The following is a 20,809-nucleotide window of genomic DNA, read 5'->3' on the forward strand; positions in this document are numbered from 1 at the left end:
GGTCCTTTTCACTAACTCGTGCTCCCGAAAACCTCCCTCAATGCGTATCCTGTTGATTGCTGCTCTGATCAGCTCCGTCGTCTTCGAATCCCACCAAATCGCCGGACAAACCAGCAGCCCGGATTCGCCCCCATCGGCGTCCAGCGATGACCGCCAGAGCCAGCTCGCAACTCCCCCAACCACTGAGGATCAGGTGGTCGACAACAAAACAAAATTGCGATTTAACCTGCCAACCAAAACAACGGGCGGCACACAGATCTGGACCGACCACGCTTACCGAGCCGGTTATCGGATTCAAGAGCATTCGCTGACCAAACACTTTCGGCTGCTGGACAAAAACAACATTCGTCGTGCGTGGGGAACCGAAGCTCAGTGCCAAGCTGCACTGGACAAAATGGCCCCGGCTCCAGCATCAACCGCAACCGCCCCGCACGTTGCTGTCTTGCTGCACGGCTTGATGCGATCCAGCAATTCGATGAAGCCGCTGGAGTTGGCACTGCGAGAAAAAGAGTTGGACGATGTCATTCGTTTTCAATATGCCAGCACACGCAAGTCGATCGACGATCACGCTGCGGCTCTGCGAAAAGTTTTGGAAGCCCAGCCGGCCGACGCTCAATTTAGTTTTGCTGGGCACAGCATGGGCAACATTGTGGTGCGGCGGTTGGTGGGCGATTTGCAATCGTCGGGTGACCCTGGCAACATTTTGCCGCGTTGTCGATCCATGGTCATGCTGGGGCCGCCCAATCAAGGCGCATCGATTTCCAGGCGTCTGGCGCCAACCGGACTGTACGGGATTGTCACTGGAAAAGGTGGCATGGAACTAGGCCCAAAGTGGGAAGAGTTTGTCTCGAAACTTGCGACTCCGCCGTTTCCGTTTGCAATCGTCGCGGGAGATGTTTCCGCCAACTTGGTGAACAATCCGCTAGTCGATGGCGACGGCGATTTTGTCGTCAGCCTTGATGAAGCGAAATTGCCGGGCAGCGAAGAGTTTTATACCCTGCCTGTGCTACATAGCTTTTTGATGAATGATCCACGTGCGGTGCAGTACGCTGTCGAGTTCATTACGTCGCACTGAACCACACCGCACTGAATCAATTCGAGATCGCTTTGGACGTTGCTAACTACCTGATGCTCGTCGTCGCAGGATTTGCCGCAGGGATTATCAACACGATCGCCGGTGGTGGTTCGTTTCTGACCTTGCCAGCGCTGATGCTATTTGGCCTGGACCCCAAAATCGCCAACGGCACGAACCGTGTCGCCGTACTATTTTCGAGCGGTTCGGCGGTCGCGACGTTCCACAAACACGGCCACTTGGATCGCAAGTTAGCCAACCGGCTAACGATCCCGACGCTCCTGGGAGTCCCATTGGGTGCTTTGTTAGCCGTTTACCTTCCAGCTGAGGCGTTCGAGCCGGTATTTGGCGTGATCTTTCTTGTCATGGCGGGCTTGTTGATCAAGAACCCCAAGCGAATCACTGAGTCACACGTTGCAGCGGAAAGCTCCAAACGCTGGATTGCCCCCGTTTTCTTTGGCATCGGGATCTACGTTGGCTTCATCCAGGCTGGAATGGGAATCCTGGTTCTGTTGGCTATGGGACTGCTAAACACGGGAGATCTAGTCGCGTCCAACGCAGTAAAAAACTGGATCGGCTTTCTGGTCACGCTCGCCGCCATTGTGATGTTCGCAATCTACGATTTGATCGACTGGGTGCCGGGACTGGTGATGGCAACCGGCAACGTGCTGGGTGGCGTTGCAGGCGCCAAACTAGCCATCAAAAAAGGCAATCGCTTGATATTCGGTTTCCTGGTCGTGGTCATGGTCGCCACTGGTACGAAGCTGATTGCCAGTAGTTTCTTAAATTAACGCCCCCAATCCGAGTAATGACAGCAAGCTGAAATGCTAGAGAACAGGACCGATTTGGCTGACGAAACTTGCACGCCAGTCGTCGCTTTCACCGCAATTTCCGGTGCGTTTCTCAATCGAGCTACGTTAAACGTCGTTTGACCAGCTTTGTGTCACACCGAAAAAAAAGGCATCCCGAGACAGCCTATCTCCGCGGACGGCCAATTTTTGGTACCCTAGTGCCTGTAGCGCCATTGGCTTGGACAATTCCGTCTCAAGCAACGCTGCACAGAAACAAATTTAGATTGAATGAACGATGGCTGAAGGTACGATTAAGCGGCTCACGGACAAGGGTTTTGGATTCATTGACGTTGGAGCCGAAAAAGACTTGTTCTTCCACTCGTCAAGTGTTGAAGGCGCAAGCTTCGACGACCTACGCGAAGGACAACAAGTCACTTTTAACGAAGTGAGTGGTCAAAAAGGCCCCTGTGCGGAAAACGTTCAGGTAGCTCGCTAGCCTGCATCGCAGGATCTAGTAACGAAACATAAAGGTGCCCAGTGCTAACGTGCTGGGCACCTTTTTTTATTGCAGGATCGCAAACGAGACAACCTGATCGCTCAGGCAAATTCGCCATGCATCGTTTTGTGTTTCTACTACCGACCATCTGCTGTGTGACCATCGCGATCGCTCGTCTATTCCCCCCCTGGCAATGGATTCTTGGAGGGATTGAAATCAGGTCGAAGCATCGAAATCTTCAAAATGAACATGATGCCGCGGGAAGATGACAAGGCGAGACGTCCATTGGACGAACGGCTTTCACTCACTTTGCTTGATCTGCCACACCACCGCTGGCTTTTAAATACGAAAGTCCCGGGCGGTTTTTTCTAACCGGAACGATCAGCCAGATTTCGGCCGACTAACGATCATGATGCTCGCTCGATAATCGCAGCCAAACCTGCGCGAACTCGCATCATCTAGGCAGCTAACTCGTATTCAAATCTTGGAAACGGATTCGAGCCGAAAGACCTTCTTCCAAATGCTGACTGCCAGGAACTGCGATGTCTCTTTTTGGCTGCCAGCCACGGTGTGATTCGCAAGCAACTCTGAACATCGCGTTGTCCGATTGGACCTCTCGATTGAAATGCCCCAATTGACACCAAACAACTGATCACGAAAAAACCCAGGTCGCCAAACTTGCGTTTGGCGACCTGGGTTTCGTTATTTAAATTTCGACTTGCGATCAATCGCGGCTTGAGCGTCCGCCGCCACTGCTGCGTCCACCACTGCCGCCACTTCGGCCACGGCCTCCGCCGCCACCACTACCACCACTTCCACCGCGACGTCGACGTGGACGATCTTCGCCGTCTCCGCCACCGCTGCTGCGTTCAGGGCGGTCGCCGCCACCATTTTCGGCTTCGGCTGCTGCGATGGGATCTTCTTCGCCCAGCTCTTCCAGTGCCTTGCGGCGGCTGAGCTTGACGCGATCGTGCTCGTCGACATCGATCACAAGCACCTTCATTGAGTCGCCAACGTTGACAACTTTATCGATGCTGCTGATGTAGCCGCTGCTCAATTCGCTGATGTGACAAAGTCCGTCGCGACCAGGCAGGATTTCGACAAACGCGCCGAAGTCCTTGATGCTGCTGACAGTTCCGTCGTAGATCTTGCCGATCTGAACAGTCGCTGTGCAAGCTTCGACCAGACGCATTGCTGCTTCGGCCGATTCCTTGCTGCTACTGGCGACCAAGACAGTACCTTCGTCGTCGACTTCGATCACGCAGCCAGTCGATTCCTGAATACCGCGGATGTTCTTTCCGCCAGGGCCGATCAAAGCACCGATCTTGTCGGCAGCGATCTTGGTACGCAACAAGCGAGGTGCTGTGGGAGCTGTTTCGCGTCGTGGACGTGGGATCGTGGTCAACATCTTGCGAAGAATTTCGATACGAGCTTCACGCGATTGCTTCAGCGTTGCACGAATGATCTCTTCGCTAATGCCGGTGACTTTCAGGTCCAACTGGATGCCGGTGATGCCCTTTTGGCTACCAGCGATCTTGAAGTCCATGTCGCCGAAGTGATCTTCGGTTCCCAGGATATCAGTCAACAACACGTAGTCGTCTTCGCTTTTACGAACCAAGCCGACCGAGATACCAGCGACAGGGTTGCTGATGGGAACGCCCGAAGCCATCAAGGCCAAAGTCGCACCACACACCGAAGCCATCGAACTACTACCGTTCGATTCGGTGATATCACTGATCACGCGGATCGTGTACGGAAAATCTTCCGCGGCTGGCAACACAGGAGCGACCGAGCGTTCGGCCAAACAACCGTGACCGATTTCGCGGCGACCAGGTCCACGGATCGGACGACATTCGCCAACCGAGAAGGACGGGAAGTTGTAGTCCAGCATGAATTTTTTGCTGTACTCGTCCATCAGTCCGTCAACACGTTGCTCATCGCGAGCGGTTCCCAGTGCGATCGTGATCAGCGACTGAGTCTCACCACGTTGGAAAAGGGCTGAACCGTGAACACGTGGCAGCAAGTCGGTTTCGCAGTAGATCGGGCGAAGCGAAGTGTTGTCACGACCGTCGGGACGAGTGCCAGCGGAGATCAGGTCACGCATGACCTTTTCTTCTAGGTCGTGCCAAACCGATTTGAATCGCTTGGAGCAAACGGCATCGTCCGCTTTGGGATCAGGAATGATCGCAGCAAGTGCTTTTTCTTTGACGGCACGCGTTGCATCGGCACGATCGGCTTTGCCGGGCGTTTGCATTGCATTGCGGAATTCGTCGTAGAATCCGTCGTTCAGACGACCGAACAAACCATCGTCTTCGGGCGGTGTGTACGGCGTTTTGACAGGATTTACTTTGGCGTAAAGCTCTTCCTGCAGTTCGATAACTTCGCGAATGACGCCGTGAGCGTACTGAATCGCTTCCATCATTTCGTCTTCGGGCATCTCGTGCGCGAAGCCTTCGATCATCGCAACTTGCTCACGCGAGCCGCTGACGATCATGTCCAATTCGCTCTCTTCCAACTGATCATGAGTTGGGAAAGCAACCAATTCGCCGTCAACCTTGCCGACACGAACCGAACCGATTGGGCCTTGGAAAGGCAACGCGCTAATGTGAAGTGCAAGGCACCCTCCGTTCATCGCCAGCACGTCACCGTCGTTTTGCAGATCGCTAGCGATGACAAACGCTTGAACCTGAACTTCGTCTTTGTAACCTTCTGGCCACAACGGACGAATTGGGCGGTCCATCAATCGAGCACTCAATGTTTCCTTGGTGCTGGGTCGGCCTTCTCTTTTCAGGAAACCACCAGGGAATTTACCAGCCGCAGCCAACCGCTCGCGATAGTCACACATCAGCGGAAAGAAGTCCAAGCCTGGGCGAGGATCGCTTGATGCCGCAGCACACAAGACGACGGTTTCACCGTACTGAACCAATACTGAACCGGCAGCCTGCTTGGCGATTTGTCCGGTTTCGAAAGACAGTGTTTGTCCTCCGATTTTCTTTTCGACGCGAATTTTCTTTTCTGTCACTTTTGACACCTTCGTTTTTCTAATTCAACCTACATAAACAATAAAAGTACGGTGGCCGCGCGAGACAACAACGAAAGATGCGCGCACCGTAACGCCCCTACCTGGGGCACTCACAAACAAAACGGCAACACCAACAAAGAAAGCGAGCAAGGGGCGACTTGGACGCTCGGCAAAACGTGTACTAACAACCGTGTTTGGCCAGAGCGCTGCACAAATCGCAGCACGCTTTAGACAGGCGGCACTACCGCAGTAGCCGCACTGGATGCTTCAGAGAGAAAAGTGGCCTCGCCGCTCACAAGCAGGCTGAGGCAAGTTTGCCATCATCGCAAGTGTGCGGCGGACGTGGGCTACTTTCGAATGCCCAGTTTTCCAATGATATCGAGATATCGCTGCGGGTCTTCGCCCCGCACGTAATCCAGCAAACGCCGGCGTCGGCTGACCAAGCCCAACAAGCCACGCCGTGAAGCGTAATCTTTGCGGTGAGTCCGCATGTGTTCGGTCAGTCCGTTGATTCGTTCCGTCAAAATCGAGATTTGAACTTCGGGAGAACCAGTGTCGCCACCAGTATGACCGTGCTCTTTGATCAATTCAGACTTACGTTCTTTCGAGATCGTCATTCGTCGTTTCTAGTCTTTTCTTCTGATTTTCGGTGTTGGATTGAGCCGCGTAGTGTACCGCCGGAGAAAAATCCTGCAACGGCAAAAAAGAGACTCTCTGGTTCCGCATTTCAGCCGCTGGCGCTAGCCACGGGCCCATGCCAGTCAGCCAAGAACCGAAGGGGCCCGTAGCAAGCGCCAGCGGCTGAGAAAACGGCGCGATAGAGCAACGTTTACCCCAAAATCCCGCGTGTTTTCAGTACTTCCAGCACTTCAGCGGCCTGTTGATCCGGCGTTCGGTCGTCGCCGCCCGCCAAGTGAATCTCGGGTTTCTCGGGTGCCTCGTACGGATCGCTGATCCCGGTGAAATGCTTGATTTCGCCGGCACGAGCCTTTTTGTACAGTCCTTTGGGGTCACGAGCTTCGCAAATCTCCAGGGGAGTATCGACAAAAACCTCGATGAAATCACCCGCCTTGCCGGACGCCTCGACAATCTGTCGCACTCGATCGCGGTCCTGACGATACGGACTGACGAACGCCGTCAGGGTGATCAGCCCCGCCGAAGCCATCAACGCTCCAACCGCCCCGATTCGGCGAATGTTCTCTTCGCGATCGATCGCACCAAACCCCAGCCCAAACCGATTTGCGAATTCCGCGCCGTGCTCCGGCTCCAGTTTCGCCGGCGGCGCACACAGGCCATGCCGAATGTTGTCGCCGTCAAGCAACATCGTCGCGTGGCTCAGGTCATTGAGCTGCCGATCCAGTTCATTGGCGACGGTGCTTTTGCCGCAGCCACTGAGTCCTGTAAACCACACCACGACGCCTCGCTGCCCCAAGCGGGCTTCGCGCGACACCCGGTCAACCGTCGTCTCGTGCCAAACAATGTCTTCTTCATTCGTCATTTGTTTTCCCTTATAGCCCCAGACTCTAGCTGATCCAACTTCGCATTCAAATACTGCCGAAGATCCACGGGCACTTTCTCAAATCCTGCCACCGAACGCGACTGTCCGAGTGAACGACGCATCGCGTTGTGCATCAGATACCGACCGGCGGTCAACGTCATGTGGATTTTGTCACGATAAAGTTCGCTGATCGAATCGATCGGTGCGACTCCTTTTTCGATGTCGTCCGCGATGGCGTGCAAGAGATTCATCGCACCGGTCATGCGAAATTCACGCAGCGGATGCTTCTCCCGCAGGCGCTGGAACAATTCGTCAAAATACGCATCACCGTGGAAAAGCGATTGCGAAATATCCGTCGATGTGCGTTCTTCTCCCAAAGTCGCCTGGCGTGGCCAACCGGTGTGAATAACAACGATCGCTTTGGACTGAAGTGTGATCCATCCGCTGATCACTTCGACGTCTTGTTCAACCGTCGTTCCATAGTGCGGCTGGAACGAAACGAAATCGAACTGCTGTTCCTTTAGCGTCTGCGGCCAAAGGGTCGACGAAGCGACACACGGTTTTTCAGGATGATCGCGAACGAACAGCAGACTTTTCCCGCAATCCACATGCCACTTCACATCACCGTCCAGCTTCGACGGCACGGTATCCCAAGTCAGCGAATTGCCGATCAAGTAGACGCTTGGCGGCGTTTCCTGCGGCACAACTGAAGTCACTTCTTCCGCAAAAGTGGCGCACGCTATCGTGCACCCAATCAACACTACTGAATAGGCTCGCATCATGCCGCTGGTCTCATGTCAGCTGCATCCGGATGGCCGACTCGCTCCGCACGCACAGAGCATTCCAGCCAGCATCCGTTTGCAATTAAAACGAATTGCCGACCACTATAGACTGCCAGTCAGTCAGTCAGTCAGTTTCGATACACGTGGGTGATCCCACTGGCTTACCAGGCAAACTGAACTCCGCCGTTGCCGGTGTGAAACGTTTGGCGGTCGTTTACCTGCAAGTCATAACCGGCGTACAGATTGGAGTAGGAGTTGACGCTGTAGCTGGCTCCGCCGCCAACCAGTGCCCAGTCACGCCCAAGACTCACGCCGTTGGTCGCGAATCCGGTTCCACCAGACATGCCCGTTACGTTGGTCGTCGTGTCCAAAAACTCGTGCATCCAGTGCAGCGAAGCGTACGGCGTGATTTGCCCCGTGCGAACTTTGCGTGCTGCTCCTTGCGCGGTTCCGCCTAGGATGCTTCGCAGGGAGTGTTCGTTGACGCTATCGATCGTTGGCGTCACCGTGCCCACTTCAGTGTGGCCCTCCTGATGCAGGTAGACGTATTGCAAAGCCAAGCTGGGATTCCAGCGTGACCGCCCCCAGCGCCCCTGCCGGCCCAACTCCAGGTAGGTTGCAGCTTGAGCACCATCAAAGTCCGCGCTGGCCCCCGTCGAAGTTCGCGTGCGATACGAGTCAAAGGCTCCGGAACCTGCCGCCATCAGATAGGCATTGTCCGCAAATTGTCGATTCAGAAACGCTCCGAATTGGCCGCTTTCGATATCCGCCGTGTCGCCATCGTCCCCATCGACGCTTTGGTTGCTGTAACCGCCGAACATTCCGACCAACGTGTTGCGATCGAGATTGCGGTACACGCCAAATTGAGTTCCGCCGCTACGGTAGCTCAAGCCTGCAAAGGCGCCGTCGGACTGAACATCGCCACCGATGCCGTAGCCGCTAACCCAACCGTTCCATTCGTTTTGGATCGAGCTGCAACAGCAACTCTGTCGTGTTGAGGTGAGCGTGTTCGCTTCAGCTCCATCCGTTTCGTATCCAACCAAGGCGATCGGGTTGACCGATTCCATTTGCCGTAGCGCCATCGGCTGTAGCGGCGACGCGAATTGCTGTGCGCGTGAGACCTGTTTCAACTGGCGACTGAGGACTTGGAAAGCCGAACTGGTGTTCTGAAAACCCAGTTGGGCAGCCGTGCCATTTACCCGCCCCGTCGCCTCGTCCATCAGCAACTCAAAGATCAAGTTTTGGATGCGGTAGCCTTCAAGTGACGGGGTCGCCCCCGTGGTTGTGAAGCGATAGTCTTCGTTAGCTTTCAACACTAGCGGCGTGGCAAACTGTTGATTCGCGCCACTCACTGTGGAGTTGCCAGATGAATTCACACCGAGTCCAGCGATTGAAAAGGTAGCGTTTCCAAACGAAGTGTTCATGTCATAGCCTGTCCACTTTGCGTCTCGGTCAAGCCGGATCGTAAGCGCGTAGTCATACTCATCAGTGTTGTATAAACCGCTCGAGGTTACAATGAATTGATGCCATGAACCATCTGAGAAGTTCACGTTGATGTCACCGACCTGCTTGCTGAAAGCTGTAGTCCCGTTTTCTGATCCATCAAAAACAAGCGTCCCTTGGCCTTGAGCAAATGTGCCGACCAGGCATAGAAAACAGAGTAAAGTCCACCTGGAAAGACTCTCAACCGAGAAGATGGTTGGTAAATTTGTTTTCCGAATCTGCGCAACAATGCGATCGCTCTTCTTCATCCCAATAACATCCTTGTTAGATGGGTTGTCCGTCATGCCAACACTTGCAGCAATCAGCGCTGCAAGACGGGTCATCGGGATGTTACTGATCCTACCAAGGTGACTCTCTAGACTTTTGGGGGTGATCCGCCGAACGATGCCGCTGGATTGCGCGATTAGAACGGTCATTACCAACGTAGCGACCAAACAGCTCACCGCTTGTACAGCAACGCTCTTCCCAAGCGGTCCTAACGCGTCCAACCTTAGAACGACAGAAGACCTCGTACCGCACCAACCGGAACAACTTGGTTGGTATTCGCACTCTCCAGCGCTGCGAAACACAACTCCAAGCCCTTGGTGTTATTCGCGGCGCTGTTCCACGGAGTGCGATTGTCTTGGATGGCACAAAGCAGTTCGGCCATCGTTCCCTGGAATCCGTTTTCGGTCCAGCATCCCGAAAGCGGCGCGACATAGCATCCGTTTTCCAAAAACACCTGCATCTCCGACTGCTCGTTCAGTCCGCGACCCCGGCAACGCAGCGTCCCCTTGGTTCCGACAATGGTGGTGACGTCTTCTTCACCTAGCCGCGTGTGTGCATTGAATGACATGCGCACTTGCGCCGACGGATACTGGATGATTGCCGACGCGATCGCTGGTGGTTCAAAAGTCTGCTGTTCAAAACGTGTGGCTGTCGCAAAAACGCTCTCGGCTTTTTGGTCACCCATCAAGCAACCGGCGATGTCGAACCAATGAATCCCAAAATCGAACAGCACCAAGTGATGAATTTTCTCAAACGCTTCGTTCCCTGTGATCCAAGTCTGATCCCACTGCAGCGAAAAATCGATCGACGTCACTTCGCCAATCAATCCTGACGCCACGGCTTGCTGCATGTAGCTGAAGTGCGGTGCCCAGCGACCATTTTGATTCACAGCCAGACGGACGTTTTGCCGTGCCGCCTGGGCAATCAGTTCGTCGCCAACGTCCAAATCTAATACGAATGGCTTTTGGCTTAAGACATGTTTGCCAGCGGCGATAGCTGCTTTGACAATCGGCACGCGATCAACTGGATGTGGCGTAACGTCGACAACTTCGATTTCGTCCCTGCCAATTAGCTCGCGATAGTCATTCACGGCGTCGGCTTGCGGAAAAAACTCGTCGCGGCGAGCCTGGGCCTTTTCAATGTTTCTATCGGCGATCACCGCGACATCGAAACCGCACTCGCGATAGGCTTTCAGGTGAAACTCGCTCACTCCCCCAGCACCGATCAAACCGATTTTCGGCCGGTACGTCGTAGGCATCTTGGGCAAATAGTCGATCGACGGCGGCGCGATCGCGACCGTTTCTTTTACTGAACTCAATCCGTAGTCGTCTGACATTTGCCTGCTTCGTGTCCCGGTCGCACATGGAACCGCTTAGAATAGTCGTTTCAGCAACGGCCCGTCGGCCTCCCATGCGACTACTTTGACCGGAATAGCCAGATGCAGCGGCACGTCCTTTCGTTTCTTGGCAGCCTCCTCATTGCGGGCGTGACTTTCGCGCAGCCGCCAGCACGAAAGACACGCCCGGCGCCGGTGCCAACGAATCCGCTGACGTATCTCGATCAGTATTCGGATTCCTATTATCCGCACACGACTTTCCCCAAACTCACCACGCCGCAGTGGATCGGCGAACCGGGTGTCGATGCCGTCGTCACGCTCGGCATCGACGACATGCGGGACACAGCGAAGTACGAGGCCTACATCCGGCCAATCCTTGAACGACTGAAGCAAATCGATGGTCGCGCCGCGCTGAGCATCATGCCCTGCAAGGTCGCCCCCGACGATCCACAACTGCAAAGCTGGCTTGATGAAGGCGTCTCGATCGAAACGCATACGACCGATCACCCGTGCCCGTGTCTACAGGGCGGCGATTTTGCCAAGGCAAAAGCAACTTACGACTCGTGCGTCGACACGATGTTTTCCATTCCGGGCAACCATCCTGTCGCGTTTCGATTCCCTTGCATGGATTCTCTCAACACTCCCAGCCCGCGCGCGTTTGCCGAGATCATCAATCAAAAAACGCCCGCAGGAAATTTCCTGCAAGCCAGCACGTCAGTTGTCTGTGTGCTGAATTCGTCCGATCCCCAACTGCCAAAATCGCTGACGCTGAACACGGACGGAGGCGAACGATTCGAACGTTACATTCCCTTTCCGTCGTTCGTCAACAAAATCCAAAACTATCCCTACCCGTATCCTATCGGCAAACTCTGCTGGGAGTTTCCTTGCACGATCCCTGACGACTGGCAAGGACAGAATATTCAGCAACCGACCAACCCTCGTACGGTCGACGACATGTTGGCGGCGATCGAAGCAACAGTGATCAAAAAAGGCATCGCCAATATTGTGTTTCATCCGTACGAATGGATTCGCAACGACCAGATGGCTTCGTTGGTCGACCGAGTGGATCGCAAGTTCGGCAAGCGAGTCAAATTCCTGACGTTCAAAGAATGCGTGCAGCGACTGACTGACAACTTGTTGCTCGGCCAGAGCATTCGTGCAACCGACGGCGGAGACAATGGCGTTCGTTTGCTGGACTTGAATGACGATGGATTCTTGGACGTTTTGATCGGCAACGAAAAATTGCAGATCGCACGCGTCTGGCAACCGAAAACCAAAACCTGGAAAGACCTTCCCCACGACATCCTGATCACTTCCGCCCCCAATGGCCCACAAGTCGCCCAGCAAGACACTGCCGGGACGAACCCCGATCCTACGCCTGCCAATCGCATCGACCACGGTGTTCGCTTTGGGAAAGATGGAGCCGGTAACACGATCGCTTTTGTCAACAACGATGACGCTCAAGCGACATACGTTTTCACGGAATCCAAAGTCAAACAGACTCCGCTGCCAGCCGCCTTGGCCAAGATCAAAACCACCGTCAACGGTATCGACCAAGGAGTGCGACTACGAGACATCAACGGTGATGGCATCTCGGAAATCTTGGTTGGTAATCCGTCAATGAAGTCCATTCTTCACCGCACCGACAAAGGCGACTGGCAAAAACTGACGGACTTGCCGTTCGCCATTGTCACCGAAGACGGAGGTGACAACGCGGTGCGATTCGTTGATTTCGATGGCGACCGATACGACGACATCATTGTTTCCAACGGCCACGAATCTGCTATCTGCCTCTACGATCCATCGCAGGACGCATTTGCAAATCCGGCCGAAAGTTCGGTCGACATTCCATTGATTGTCAGAGACGGAACAAACAACGGCGTCTGGTTTGCCGAAGGCCATCTTTGGGTTCAAAACGAAGACACGCATCGGATGCCCGACGGCGTCGACCGTCGTTCCTACGCCGAACTACTTGGCAAAACGCAGCCCAATCCGCGTTCTCCGGAACTGTCGCTTGATTCGATTCGGCTTCGGCCTGGATTTACGATCCAGCAAGTCGCGGCTGAACCGCTGGTCATGGATCCCGTCGCAATCGATTTCGGCCCCGACGGAAAACTATGGGTCGTCGAAATGGCGGACTACCCGCTTGGCATGGACGACAAAGGCAAGCCCGGCGGACGAGTCCGTTACTTGACGGACAATGATGGCGATGGAATTTACGACCAGTCAACTTTGTTCCTGGACAACATCCCATTTCCGACCGGCGTGATCGCCTGGAAAGATGGCGTGATCGTTTCCGCCGCGCCAACTATTTTCTTCGCCGCTGATCGTGATGGAGACGGAAAGGCCGAAGTCCGCGAAGAACTCTACCGCGGTTTCACGCAAGGAAACCAACAACATTTAGTCAACGGATTCGAACGAGGCCTGGACAATTGGCTGTACTTGGCCAACGGAGATAGCGGCGGCGTCGTGAAGTCGGTCAAAACGAACAAGGAGATCGACATTCGCGGACAAGACCTCCGCATCCGTCCCGGCGATGGTTCGCTGGACGCCCAAGCCGGACGCACGCAGTTTGGTCGGCACCGTGATGACCATGGCAACTGGTTTGGCTGCAGCAATCCGTTGCCGCTGCGGCATTATGTTTTGGCAGACCACTATATGCGTCGCAATATTCACGTTGCCCCACCGTCGGCCAGCAACGACATCGCACGGGTCGACAACACGCAAGTTTTTCCTATCTCGCGGATCTTGAGTCACTGGTCTGGCTACAAACCGCCAGCGCCCGGCACAGGCCACAAATTCACGTCGGCATGCAGCACGTCCATCTATCGCGACGTTTTGCTGGGCGAAGACTTTGCCGACAACACGTTTACCTGCGAACCGGTGCACAATGTGGTCCATCGCCGCAAGTTGATTCGTGACGGAGTCACCTTTCGCAGCGAGCGACCGGCCGACGAAAGCGATCGCGAATTCCTGGCATCGACTGACAGTTGGTTTCGGCCTGCGACCGTCACGACAGGCCCAGACGGCGCGATTTGGGTCGTAGACATGTACCGTCTGGTACTGGAACACCCTGAGTGGATTGACGACAAACGCGAAAAAGAACTTTTCCTTCGATCCGGCCACGACCGTGGACGGATCTACCGCGTCTTTCCATCAGACGCCGCACCACGACAGATCCCCAAACTAAGCGAATCGACGACCGACGAATTGATCCAACAGCTTGCGTCTCCCAACGGACGCACACGTGACCTTGCACAGACGTTGTTGATCGATCAACACGATCCGGCAGCCACACCCAAGCTACGAAACATGGCCGCCAAATCACCCAGCGGCTTGGGCAGACTGCACGCTCTTTGCACACTTGATGGGCTCGGCCTGATCCAAACAGACGATCTTGAAACAGCGTTAAACGACGCTCACGCCACCGTTCGCCGGCACGCAATCCGACTTTGTGAACCGTTCGTTTCGAACGACAACCAAACGGCGACAGAGATGTTGATCGCGATGGAAGAATGCATTGCCGACGAACCACAAGTCCGCCTTCAACTGGCGTATTCCTTGGGCGTCTGCAAGTCGTTGCTAGCGACACGCATGCTTGAAAAACTCGCCGCGGCCGACCTGGACGACACCTACTTGCGAGGTGCGGTAATGAGTTCCCTGCACGACGAGAACTTCGCGGACTTCTTCGAAGCAGTGTTCCGACACCAGGGCCTAGCAGATCAGTACGGCTCGACATTGATCGACATGGCCGCGCGTCTGGGGCGAGTTGAGTTGGTCAAAAAAAGTTTCGTCGAACTCATGGACAAATTCGACGCCAAGAATCCAAGCGAGGTCGATTTCTTGAAGCTCGCCGCGTTCTTTCGACTCAATCAACAGAATGGGGAATTGCTCGGTATATCTGCAAAATCCGAACGAAAGAAGATCGTTTACGATTCGTGGTGGTTAGTGAGGTCGCCAAGGTTTACCGCCGCTCATCGTGCTGCCGTAATTGATCTGGCTGCTCCGTTTTTTCTCGACGCCCCCTCCTTCACTGATGATCTGCATGCGTGTTTGTCTGCCAAAGAACCGACTCAAGTTCAACTTGCAGCCGCCAAAGTGATTGTTGCGAAGACTCCACACACAATCTTTCAACATTTCCCGGAGTTCAGCCCTTTGATCCGCGGTGAAGTAATCGAGTTACTTCTTGCACGCGAAAAGACAGCCTTGTTGTTGGCCCAACGCATCGAAGAGGGGGAGGTCTACCGATCCGAAATCAGCCTGCAAGCACGCAAACGATTGACTGAACATCCAAGCGAAAAGGTGCGCAAAATCGCTCAAACACTGTGGCATGATTCACCGACGACCGGCGTCAAATCCATTCTCGCTCGCTATGCCGATTCGTCTGCGAAAAGGGGGGACGTCACTGAAGGCCTGAAAATATTCAACACGCAATGTGCCGCATGTCACAAAGTACGCGGAACGGGTTTCGCTGTCGGCCCCGATCTATCGGCGATAAAGAACCGTTCCCCCGAAGCCATGTTGACTGCGATCCTTGATCCCGGTGCAGCAGTCGAAGACAAATTCCGCAGCTACAATCTGCTAACGGACGACGGAACTGTCCACACAGGATTTGTCGCCAGGGAGACAGGCACATCGCTCACATTGCGAATGCAGCAGGGAAAAGAAGTCACGTTGTTGCGAGACGAAATTGAGCAGATGACGGCCACGGGTAAGTCGTTGATGCCCGAGGGATTGGAAAAGGTCATTTCGCCAGAAGACATGAACCATCTGCTGGCGTTTCTTGCCGAGATTCGATAGCGGTAGTATTCGTTTTAGTCATTGCCTGTAACCGCTCCACGGACTCAAAAGCGTTGCCATGCCCAAACCACCGCTAACCTTGCAGTCGTTGGCCACCGAAGCAAAGCGGTTCGCTCAACAACATGCCGAAATTTCCGAAGCAAGCTTGTACGGTGTGACGGATGGAAAGGCGATCGGGACTTATATCGAGCGGCGTCTGCATGCTTTTCTGTCGCAAAACTACAACCACCAACCAGGCTCGTCGGCACGGGGACGGGATCTCCCGGAAGTCAACGCCGACATCAAATTCACGCATGTTCGGCAACCGCAGTCATCGTGCCCGTTCAAGTCCGCGGCTCAAAAGATTTACGGGCTGGGATATTCGCTGCTTGTTTTCGTCTACGACAAACAAGACGACGACGATGCCAACTTGGGCACGCTCCAAATATTGCACGGCGTGCTGGTCGACAAATCACGGACAGCCGATTTCCAAACCACGACCGGCCTGCGAGACTTAGTGGCTCACAATGCGACGATCGACGACATCTTGGCCTTCTTTGCTGCGAGACGATTGCCGGTTGACGACATCAGCGGCCGTGCCCTGGCGCAGAGAGTTTTGGACAACCCGCCCGAGCTTGGCTATTTGACGATTTCCAATGCCCTCCAGTGGCGACTGCAATACGGACGCGTCGTGGACCAAGCAGGCAAAGTCGACGGATTGTCAGATTTGGTGGACGCCCGAGCAAAGTAGCCTTGTAGCAAACGCATGAAGCATTCATCCGACAAAATCGCGTTTGGCGACTTCCAAACGCCGCACGAACTGGCGCAAAAATGCTGCCAAGTCGCTGCGCAGCAATTTGGCCTCGTCGATGTCGTCATTGAACCCACCTGTGGGCACGGGACCTTTGTCACCGCGGCGGCAAGCACGTTTCCTGGTAGCCAAATCGTTGGATACGAAATCAACGACCTGTACCGTCAGCGGGCACGACGGGCGGTCAACAAAGAGACGACAGCCAAAGCCACGACGTCGATTCGAAAACAAGATTTCTTTGCAGCCGACTGGCAACGCAACCGCGACCAACACGACGGCAGCGTTCTCTTTTTGGGCAATCCGCCTTGGGTGACGAATTCGCAACTGGGTGTCTTGGAAAACAAAAATCTGCCCACAAAAAGCAACGTCGAATCGATTCGCGGCATCGATGCAATGACGGGCCGATCCAATTTTGACATTTCCGAATCGATCCTGCAAACGCTGCTGACGGTCATGCGCCCCGGCCAAGACCATTTGGCGATGTTGGTGAAAACGGCGACAGCGCGAAAAGTCCTGCGAATGCAGTGGCAAAGCGGCGCCGCGTTTTCGCACGCCAGTTTGCGATCGATCGACGCCAAAAAACACTTCGACGTGAATGTCGACGCCTGCTTGTTGATGCTTTCCCCCGGCAAGCCACAAAGATCCAAGGTACACGTCTGTCATCAGTCAACAAGCGTCGACAAAAAGCCCACCGCGATCGCAATGGGATGGCATGACGGTCAACTGGTTGCAAACCCAAACGACGCCCGAGCCACGGATTTCTTGTTTCGCGCCAATGCGATGGCGTGGCGGAGTGGTGTGAAGCACGATGTCAGCCGAGTGTTGGAATTGCGAGAAATCGATGGGCAGCTTTTTCGACAAGACGGCGAACCGGTTGAAATCGAACGCGACCAGGTTTATCCGCTGGCGAAGGGCGCCGACGTGGCCAACAATCGAACCAAATGCCCCGAGCGGCGATTGCTGGTGACTCAACATTGCATGAGCGAATCCACCGCCCAGCTCCAGGGTCGCCTGCCGGCCACCGATCGCTACTTGCAGCAAAACCGCGAGGCATTCGATAATCGCAAATCATCGATTTATCGCAACCGCGATCCGTTCGCTCTGTTTGGAATTGGTGAATACACATTCGCCCCGTGGAAAGTCGCGATCTGCGGTCTGTACAAACGTCTTCAGTTCACACTCCTTGGTCCGATAAAAGGCCGAGCCGTGGTCGTCGACGACACCAGCTACACGCTAGGTTTCCAGACAAAACGCCAAGCCAAGCTGGTGCACGAATTGCTGACATCCGCCGAAGCGACCAGTTTCTTTCAGGCAAGAATCTTCTGGGATGCGAAACGCCCGATCAATGCACAAACGTTGAGGAGTTTGGACCTGGAGTCGCTTGCAAAACACTTAGGTCGCACACGGCAGTGGGAAGAAGTTTTCCCGCGGCCAACCGAGCAGGGTTTGGCTTTGGTAGACTAACCGACAGTGCAAGTGAGATCGTTGCAAACTGAAACAGCACGGTCGCGAGCGCCATTTGCGGTTCGCTTTTTGTTCTCCGGTTTCCAAAGGAATCCACCCATGCGATTGTTCATGCTCTGCCCCCTCGTCGCGGCGGTTGTCGCAAGTACTGTTTGCCCTACCAGCCGATCGTCGGCAGCGGAAGTTTACGGACTTGATCCAGGTCCGGTTGAATTGCAGTCGGTCGGCCCAATGATTTTTGGACCGTCCAATGTGCTGTTCATCGGCGACCCCAAAGCTGCCAAAGTCTACGCTCTCAATACCGAAGACTCCGGCAAGTCATCGGGAGAATACGACATCGCCGACATCACGTCCAAGGTGGCGACCGCTCTGAATGTCGACCAAGCCGCCATCGTCGACTTGGCCGTCAATCCTGAAACCCGCAACGCCTACGTCGGCATCAATGCTGGCGGTAAAGGCCACTTGGCTCGCATCGCGCCCGACGGCACCGTGACGCGATTGAACTTGGACAAAATTGGCCACGCGATCGCCAACTTGCCGAATCCCCCCGAAGACAAAGTGGTCAAACGAGGGCGACGTTCATCCAACCCGCGTGACAACTGCATCACCGACATTGCCTACAACGACGGAAAAGTCATCGTCGCTGGTTTGTCGGCCGACGAAGCCCCCAGCGCGGTTCGTGAATTCGAGTTTCCGTTTCGTGAAGAAGCCGAAGGGATTCAGGTCGAAATTTATCACGCGGCTCATGGACGCGACGAATCCAATGCAGCGATCCAAGCGTTTGTGCCGTTCAACATCGGTGGCGAACCAAACTTGCTGGCCGGATTCACTTGCACGCCCCTTGTGAAAATCCCCATCGCCAAAATCGGCAGCAGCGAAAAAGTAAAGGGCACGACGCTGGCTGAACTTGGCAACCGCAATCGTCCCTTGGACATGATCGTCTACTCGAAAGACGGCGAAGATTTCCTACTGATGGCCAACAGCGCTCGCGGCGTGATGAAAATCAGTACGGGCGACTTGGAACGCGACTCAGGCTTGACCGAAAAAGTCTCCGGCGGTGGATCGGCCGGACAAGACTACGAAACCATTGCGTCGCTGAAAGACGTCGTTCAATTGGACAAAATCGATGATGGGCACGCTTTGGTGATGATCCAAAGCGACAACGGCCCCGCTTCCCTTAAAACAATCGATCTGCCGTAGTCGAGCGGTTTATGGATCGGGTCATTTCGCCGCCAGCATGCTGGCGGCGGTGACCATTTCCAAGAACTCTTTTCGGAACCCGTGCTTGTCGACGCCCAAGGCCGACTCGGCGATTTCAGAGACCGAGTCGTACGACCAATCGCCGCTGTGCGGACTCTCTCGCAACAGCATTCCGAATCCAGCCACGGCGGCGGCAAACTGAAATTCCTGGTCACTCTGATCAAACGCTGCCCCACTGTCGGTGACAACGTGCTGGACCAGCTGGCTCTCGCTGTGCTCAGGCAGTTTGTATCGCAGTTTCAGCGTCAACAGTTCATCGGTCTGCGCGGCATCGGATTGCGACGGAGCTTTCTGGTACTTCAGTTGATCCACCGATGCGATCTCAGGTTGGATTTCGGTTCCCGTTGGAATGATTTCGTACAACGCCGTGACGCTATGCCCAGCGCCAATTTCGCCAGCGTCTTTCTTGTCATCGTTGAAATCCTCCGTCGCCAGCAATCGATTTTCGTAGCCGATCAACCGATAAGCCGCGACTTTGGCAGGATTGAATTCGACTTGAATTTTGATGTCCTTTGCGATCGTTACCAAAGTGCCTGCGATTTGTTCCTGCAGAACTTTCCTGGCTTCGTTGTACGTATCAATAAAGGCGTAGTTGCCGTTTCCTTGTCCGCTGATCTGCTCCAGCATCGCGTCGTTTAGGTTGCCCATCCCAAAACCTAGCACCGTCAGATCGATTCCGGACTTCGATTCGTCTTGGATCATTGAGATCAATTCATCGTCGCTAGTCTGCCCGACATTGAAATCGCCGTCGGTGCAAATCAGCACACGGTTCGTGCCTCCGTCGATCATGTGGCTTCGAGCGACTTGATAGGCCATCTTGAGACCTTGGCTGCCGTTAGTGCTCCCCCGCGCGGCAAGTTTTCCAAACGCATTTAGAATCTCTGTCGATTGCGTCGCGGGCGTGCTTTCCAAAATCACTCCTGCCGCACCAGCGTACGCGACGATCGCGACTCGATCTTTCGACCCGAGTTGCTGTAGCAGCAGACTGAGCGAGCGTTTCAAGAGCGGCAATTTATTGGGCTGCTTCATTGACCCCGACGTATCGATCAAGAACACCAAATTGCTGGGCGGACGATGCTGGTTTTCCATCACGCGGCCTTTCAACGCCACTCTGGCCAACCTGTGCTTGGGATTCCACGGTGCCTGAGCAACTGCGATGTGGGTCGCGAATGGCTCAGTGTCGCCGTGAGCCGGCGGCGCGTAGTCGTAGGAAAAGTAATTCAGCAGTTCTTCGATGCGGACTGCGTCAGGCCGCGGCAACCGACCATAACTGAGCAAGTGCTGGCGAACTTTGCTGTACGACGCCGTATCGACGTCGATCGAAAACGTGCTGAGCGGATGATCCCAAACCATTTTGAATGGGTTTTCGACGATCTGATCATGCTGATCCTTATCCGCTTCGGTATCGTCCGCTTCGGAGTCTCTAGCAGCATCCGATTCGGTATCCAAGGCTGGACCGATCTGACCTTCGCGTAGACGCTGTTCGGCCGACGGGGCCCGCAACCGAATTGCTCCGGCTTGGCCTTCACTTGATGCTGAATAGGCTCGCGAAGTCTCACCGACTTTGGCAGGATCGCTTGTTCCACATCCGGTAATCAAAACGCCACAGAACAGGCTGATCGCAAGCGATTGCGTCGCCGCGCTAAAACAGATTCTCATGTTCGCCTACCTCGGGAAACTTACAAGAAGACTTGACCAAGCTGAACAAAACAGCTTGGTCGGCATGTC

The 20,809-nt window shown here is 54.7% G+C and carries 14 protein-coding genes; 7 read left to right on the forward strand and 7 right to left on the reverse strand.

Annotated elements, in window-relative coordinates:
• The first annotated feature begins 40 nt into the window (after positions 1-40).
• The 3 genes from K239x_RS19350 to K239x_RS19360 all read left to right on the forward strand — a co-directional run bounded on the left by K239x_RS19350 (position 41) and on the right by K239x_RS19360 (position 2,359).
• Positions 41-1,075 carry an esterase/lipase family protein gene (locus K239x_RS19350; protein ID WP_145419828.1) on the forward strand — a complete coding sequence of 345 codons (1,035 nt, stop codon included), beginning with the start codon at positions 41-43 and terminating at the stop codon, positions 1,073-1,075.
• Positions 1,076-1,107: 32 nt separating this feature from the next.
• Positions 1,108-1,863 carry a sulfite exporter TauE/SafE family protein gene (locus K239x_RS19355; RefSeq protein WP_419189170.1) on the forward strand — a complete coding sequence of 252 codons (756 nt, stop codon included), beginning with the start codon at positions 1,108-1,110 and terminating at the stop codon, positions 1,861-1,863.
• A gap of 295 nt (positions 1,864-2,158) precedes the next feature.
• Positions 2,159-2,359 carry a cold-shock protein gene (locus K239x_RS19360; RefSeq protein ID WP_145419829.1) on the forward strand — a complete coding sequence of 67 codons (201 nt, stop codon included), beginning with the start codon at positions 2,159-2,161 and terminating at the stop codon, positions 2,357-2,359.
• A 724-nt stretch (positions 2,360-3,083) separates the two neighbouring features.
• On the opposite strand, the gene K239x_RS19365 is transcribed toward K239x_RS19360, so the two are convergent.
• The 6 genes from K239x_RS19365 to K239x_RS19390 form a co-directional block, all read right to left on the reverse strand.
• Positions 3,084-5,381, reverse strand: coding sequence for a polyribonucleotide nucleotidyltransferase (locus K239x_RS19365; protein ID WP_145422456.1), 2,298 nt, complete (start codon positions 5,379-5,381; stop codon positions 3,084-3,086).
• Between the two features lie 347 nt (positions 5,382-5,728).
• Entirely contained in the window at positions 5,729-5,998 is a 270-nt protein-coding gene (gene rpsO, locus K239x_RS19370; protein WP_145419830.1) for a 30S ribosomal protein S15, read from the reverse strand.
• Positions 5,999-6,210: 212 nt separating this feature from the next.
• Positions 6,211-6,879, reverse strand: a complete 669-nt coding sequence (cysC, locus tag K239x_RS19375; protein WP_145419831.1) for an adenylyl-sulfate kinase — start codon at positions 6,877-6,879, stop codon at positions 6,211-6,213.
• Positions 6,876-7,595 (reverse strand): hypothetical protein, encoded by a 720-nt coding sequence (locus K239x_RS19380; RefSeq protein ID WP_145419832.1) that lies wholly within the window; start codon positions 7,593-7,595, stop codon positions 6,876-6,878. Before K239x_RS19380 ends, cysC begins: the two co-directional genes overlap by 4 nt.
• Before the next feature lie 227 nt (positions 7,596-7,822).
• Complete coding sequence (locus K239x_RS19385; protein ID WP_419189171.1) at positions 7,823-9,085, reverse strand: autotransporter outer membrane beta-barrel domain-containing protein; 1,263 nt, start codon at positions 9,083-9,085, stop codon at positions 7,823-7,825.
• A 569-nt stretch (positions 9,086-9,654) separates the two neighbouring features.
• Positions 9,655-10,767 (reverse strand): Gfo/Idh/MocA family protein, encoded by a 1,113-nt coding sequence (locus tag K239x_RS19390; protein WP_145419834.1) that lies wholly within the window; start codon positions 10,765-10,767, stop codon positions 9,655-9,657.
• 102 nt (positions 10,768-10,869) lie between these two features.
• On the opposite strand from K239x_RS19390, the gene K239x_RS19395 reads away from it, so the two are divergent.
• The 4 genes from K239x_RS19395 to K239x_RS19410 all read left to right on the forward strand — a co-directional run bounded on the left by K239x_RS19395 (position 10,870) and on the right by K239x_RS19410 (position 19,021).
• The gene (locus K239x_RS19395) at positions 10,870-15,567 is read left to right on the forward strand and encodes a PVC-type heme-binding CxxCH protein (RefSeq protein ID WP_145419835.1); all 4,698 of its coding nucleotides are present in this window, start codon (positions 10,870-10,872) and stop codon (positions 15,565-15,567) included.
• A 58-nt stretch (positions 15,568-15,625) separates the two neighbouring features.
• Complete coding sequence (locus K239x_RS19400; RefSeq protein WP_145419836.1) at positions 15,626-16,297, forward strand: type II restriction-modification system restriction endonuclease; 672 nt, start codon at positions 15,626-15,628, stop codon at positions 16,295-16,297.
• A gap of 15 nt (positions 16,298-16,312) precedes the next feature.
• Positions 16,313-17,821 carry a DNA methyltransferase family protein gene (locus tag K239x_RS19405; RefSeq protein ID WP_145419837.1) on the forward strand — a complete coding sequence of 503 codons (1,509 nt, stop codon included), beginning with the start codon at positions 16,313-16,315 and terminating at the stop codon, positions 17,819-17,821.
• Between the two features lie 99 nt (positions 17,822-17,920).
• Positions 17,921-19,021, forward strand: a complete 1,101-nt coding sequence (locus K239x_RS19410; protein ID WP_145419838.1) for a hypothetical protein — start codon at positions 17,921-17,923, stop codon at positions 19,019-19,021.
• Between the two features lie 21 nt (positions 19,022-19,042).
• Here the strand turns inward: K239x_RS19410 and K239x_RS19415 are convergent, their stop codons facing one another.
• Complete coding sequence (locus K239x_RS19415; RefSeq protein ID WP_145419839.1) at positions 19,043-20,740, reverse strand: vWA domain-containing protein; 1,698 nt, start codon at positions 20,738-20,740, stop codon at positions 19,043-19,045.
• Between the last annotated feature and the right edge of the window lie 69 nt (positions 20,741-20,809).

The sequence above is a fragment of the Stieleria marina genome, from assembly GCA_007741555.1.
Taxonomy (GTDB): Bacteria; Planctomycetota; Planctomycetia; order Pirellulales; family Pirellulaceae; genus K23-9.

Bases quoted from the DNA above. Each gene is read 5' to 3' on its own strand.
- K239x_RS19360 (WP_145419829.1), top strand. From the start codon at position 2,159: ATGGCTGAAGGTACGATTAAGCGGCTCACGGACAAGGGTTTTGGATTC.
- K239x_RS19410 (WP_145419838.1), top strand. From the start codon at position 17,921: ATGCGATTGTTCATGCTCTGCCCCCTCGTCGCGGCGGTTGTCGCAAGT.
- K239x_RS19415 (WP_145419839.1), bottom strand. From the start codon at position 20,740: ATGAGAATCTGTTTTAGCGCGGCGACGCAATCGCTTGCGATCAGCCTG.
- K239x_RS19385 (WP_419189171.1), bottom strand. From the start codon at position 9,085: ATGAACACTTCGTTTGGAAACGCTACCTTTTCAATCGCTGGACTCGGT.
- cysC (WP_145419831.1), bottom strand. From the start codon at position 6,879: ATGACGAATGAAGAAGACATTGTTTGGCACGAGACGACGGTTGACCGG.
- K239x_RS19350 (WP_145419828.1), top strand. From the start codon at position 41: ATGCGTATCCTGTTGATTGCTGCTCTGATCAGCTCCGTCGTCTTCGAA.
- K239x_RS19405 (WP_145419837.1), top strand. From the start codon at position 16,313: ATGAAGCATTCATCCGACAAAATCGCGTTTGGCGACTTCCAAACGCCG.
- K239x_RS19390 (WP_145419834.1), bottom strand. From the start codon at position 10,767: ATGTCAGACGACTACGGATTGAGTTCAGTAAAAGAAACGGTCGCGATC.
- rpsO (WP_145419830.1), bottom strand. From the start codon at position 5,998: ATGACGATCTCGAAAGAACGTAAGTCTGAATTGATCAAAGAGCACGGT.
- K239x_RS19400 (WP_145419836.1), top strand. From the start codon at position 15,626: ATGCCCAAACCACCGCTAACCTTGCAGTCGTTGGCCACCGAAGCAAAG.
- K239x_RS19395 (WP_145419835.1), top strand. From the start codon at position 10,870: ATGCAGCGGCACGTCCTTTCGTTTCTTGGCAGCCTCCTCATTGCGGGC.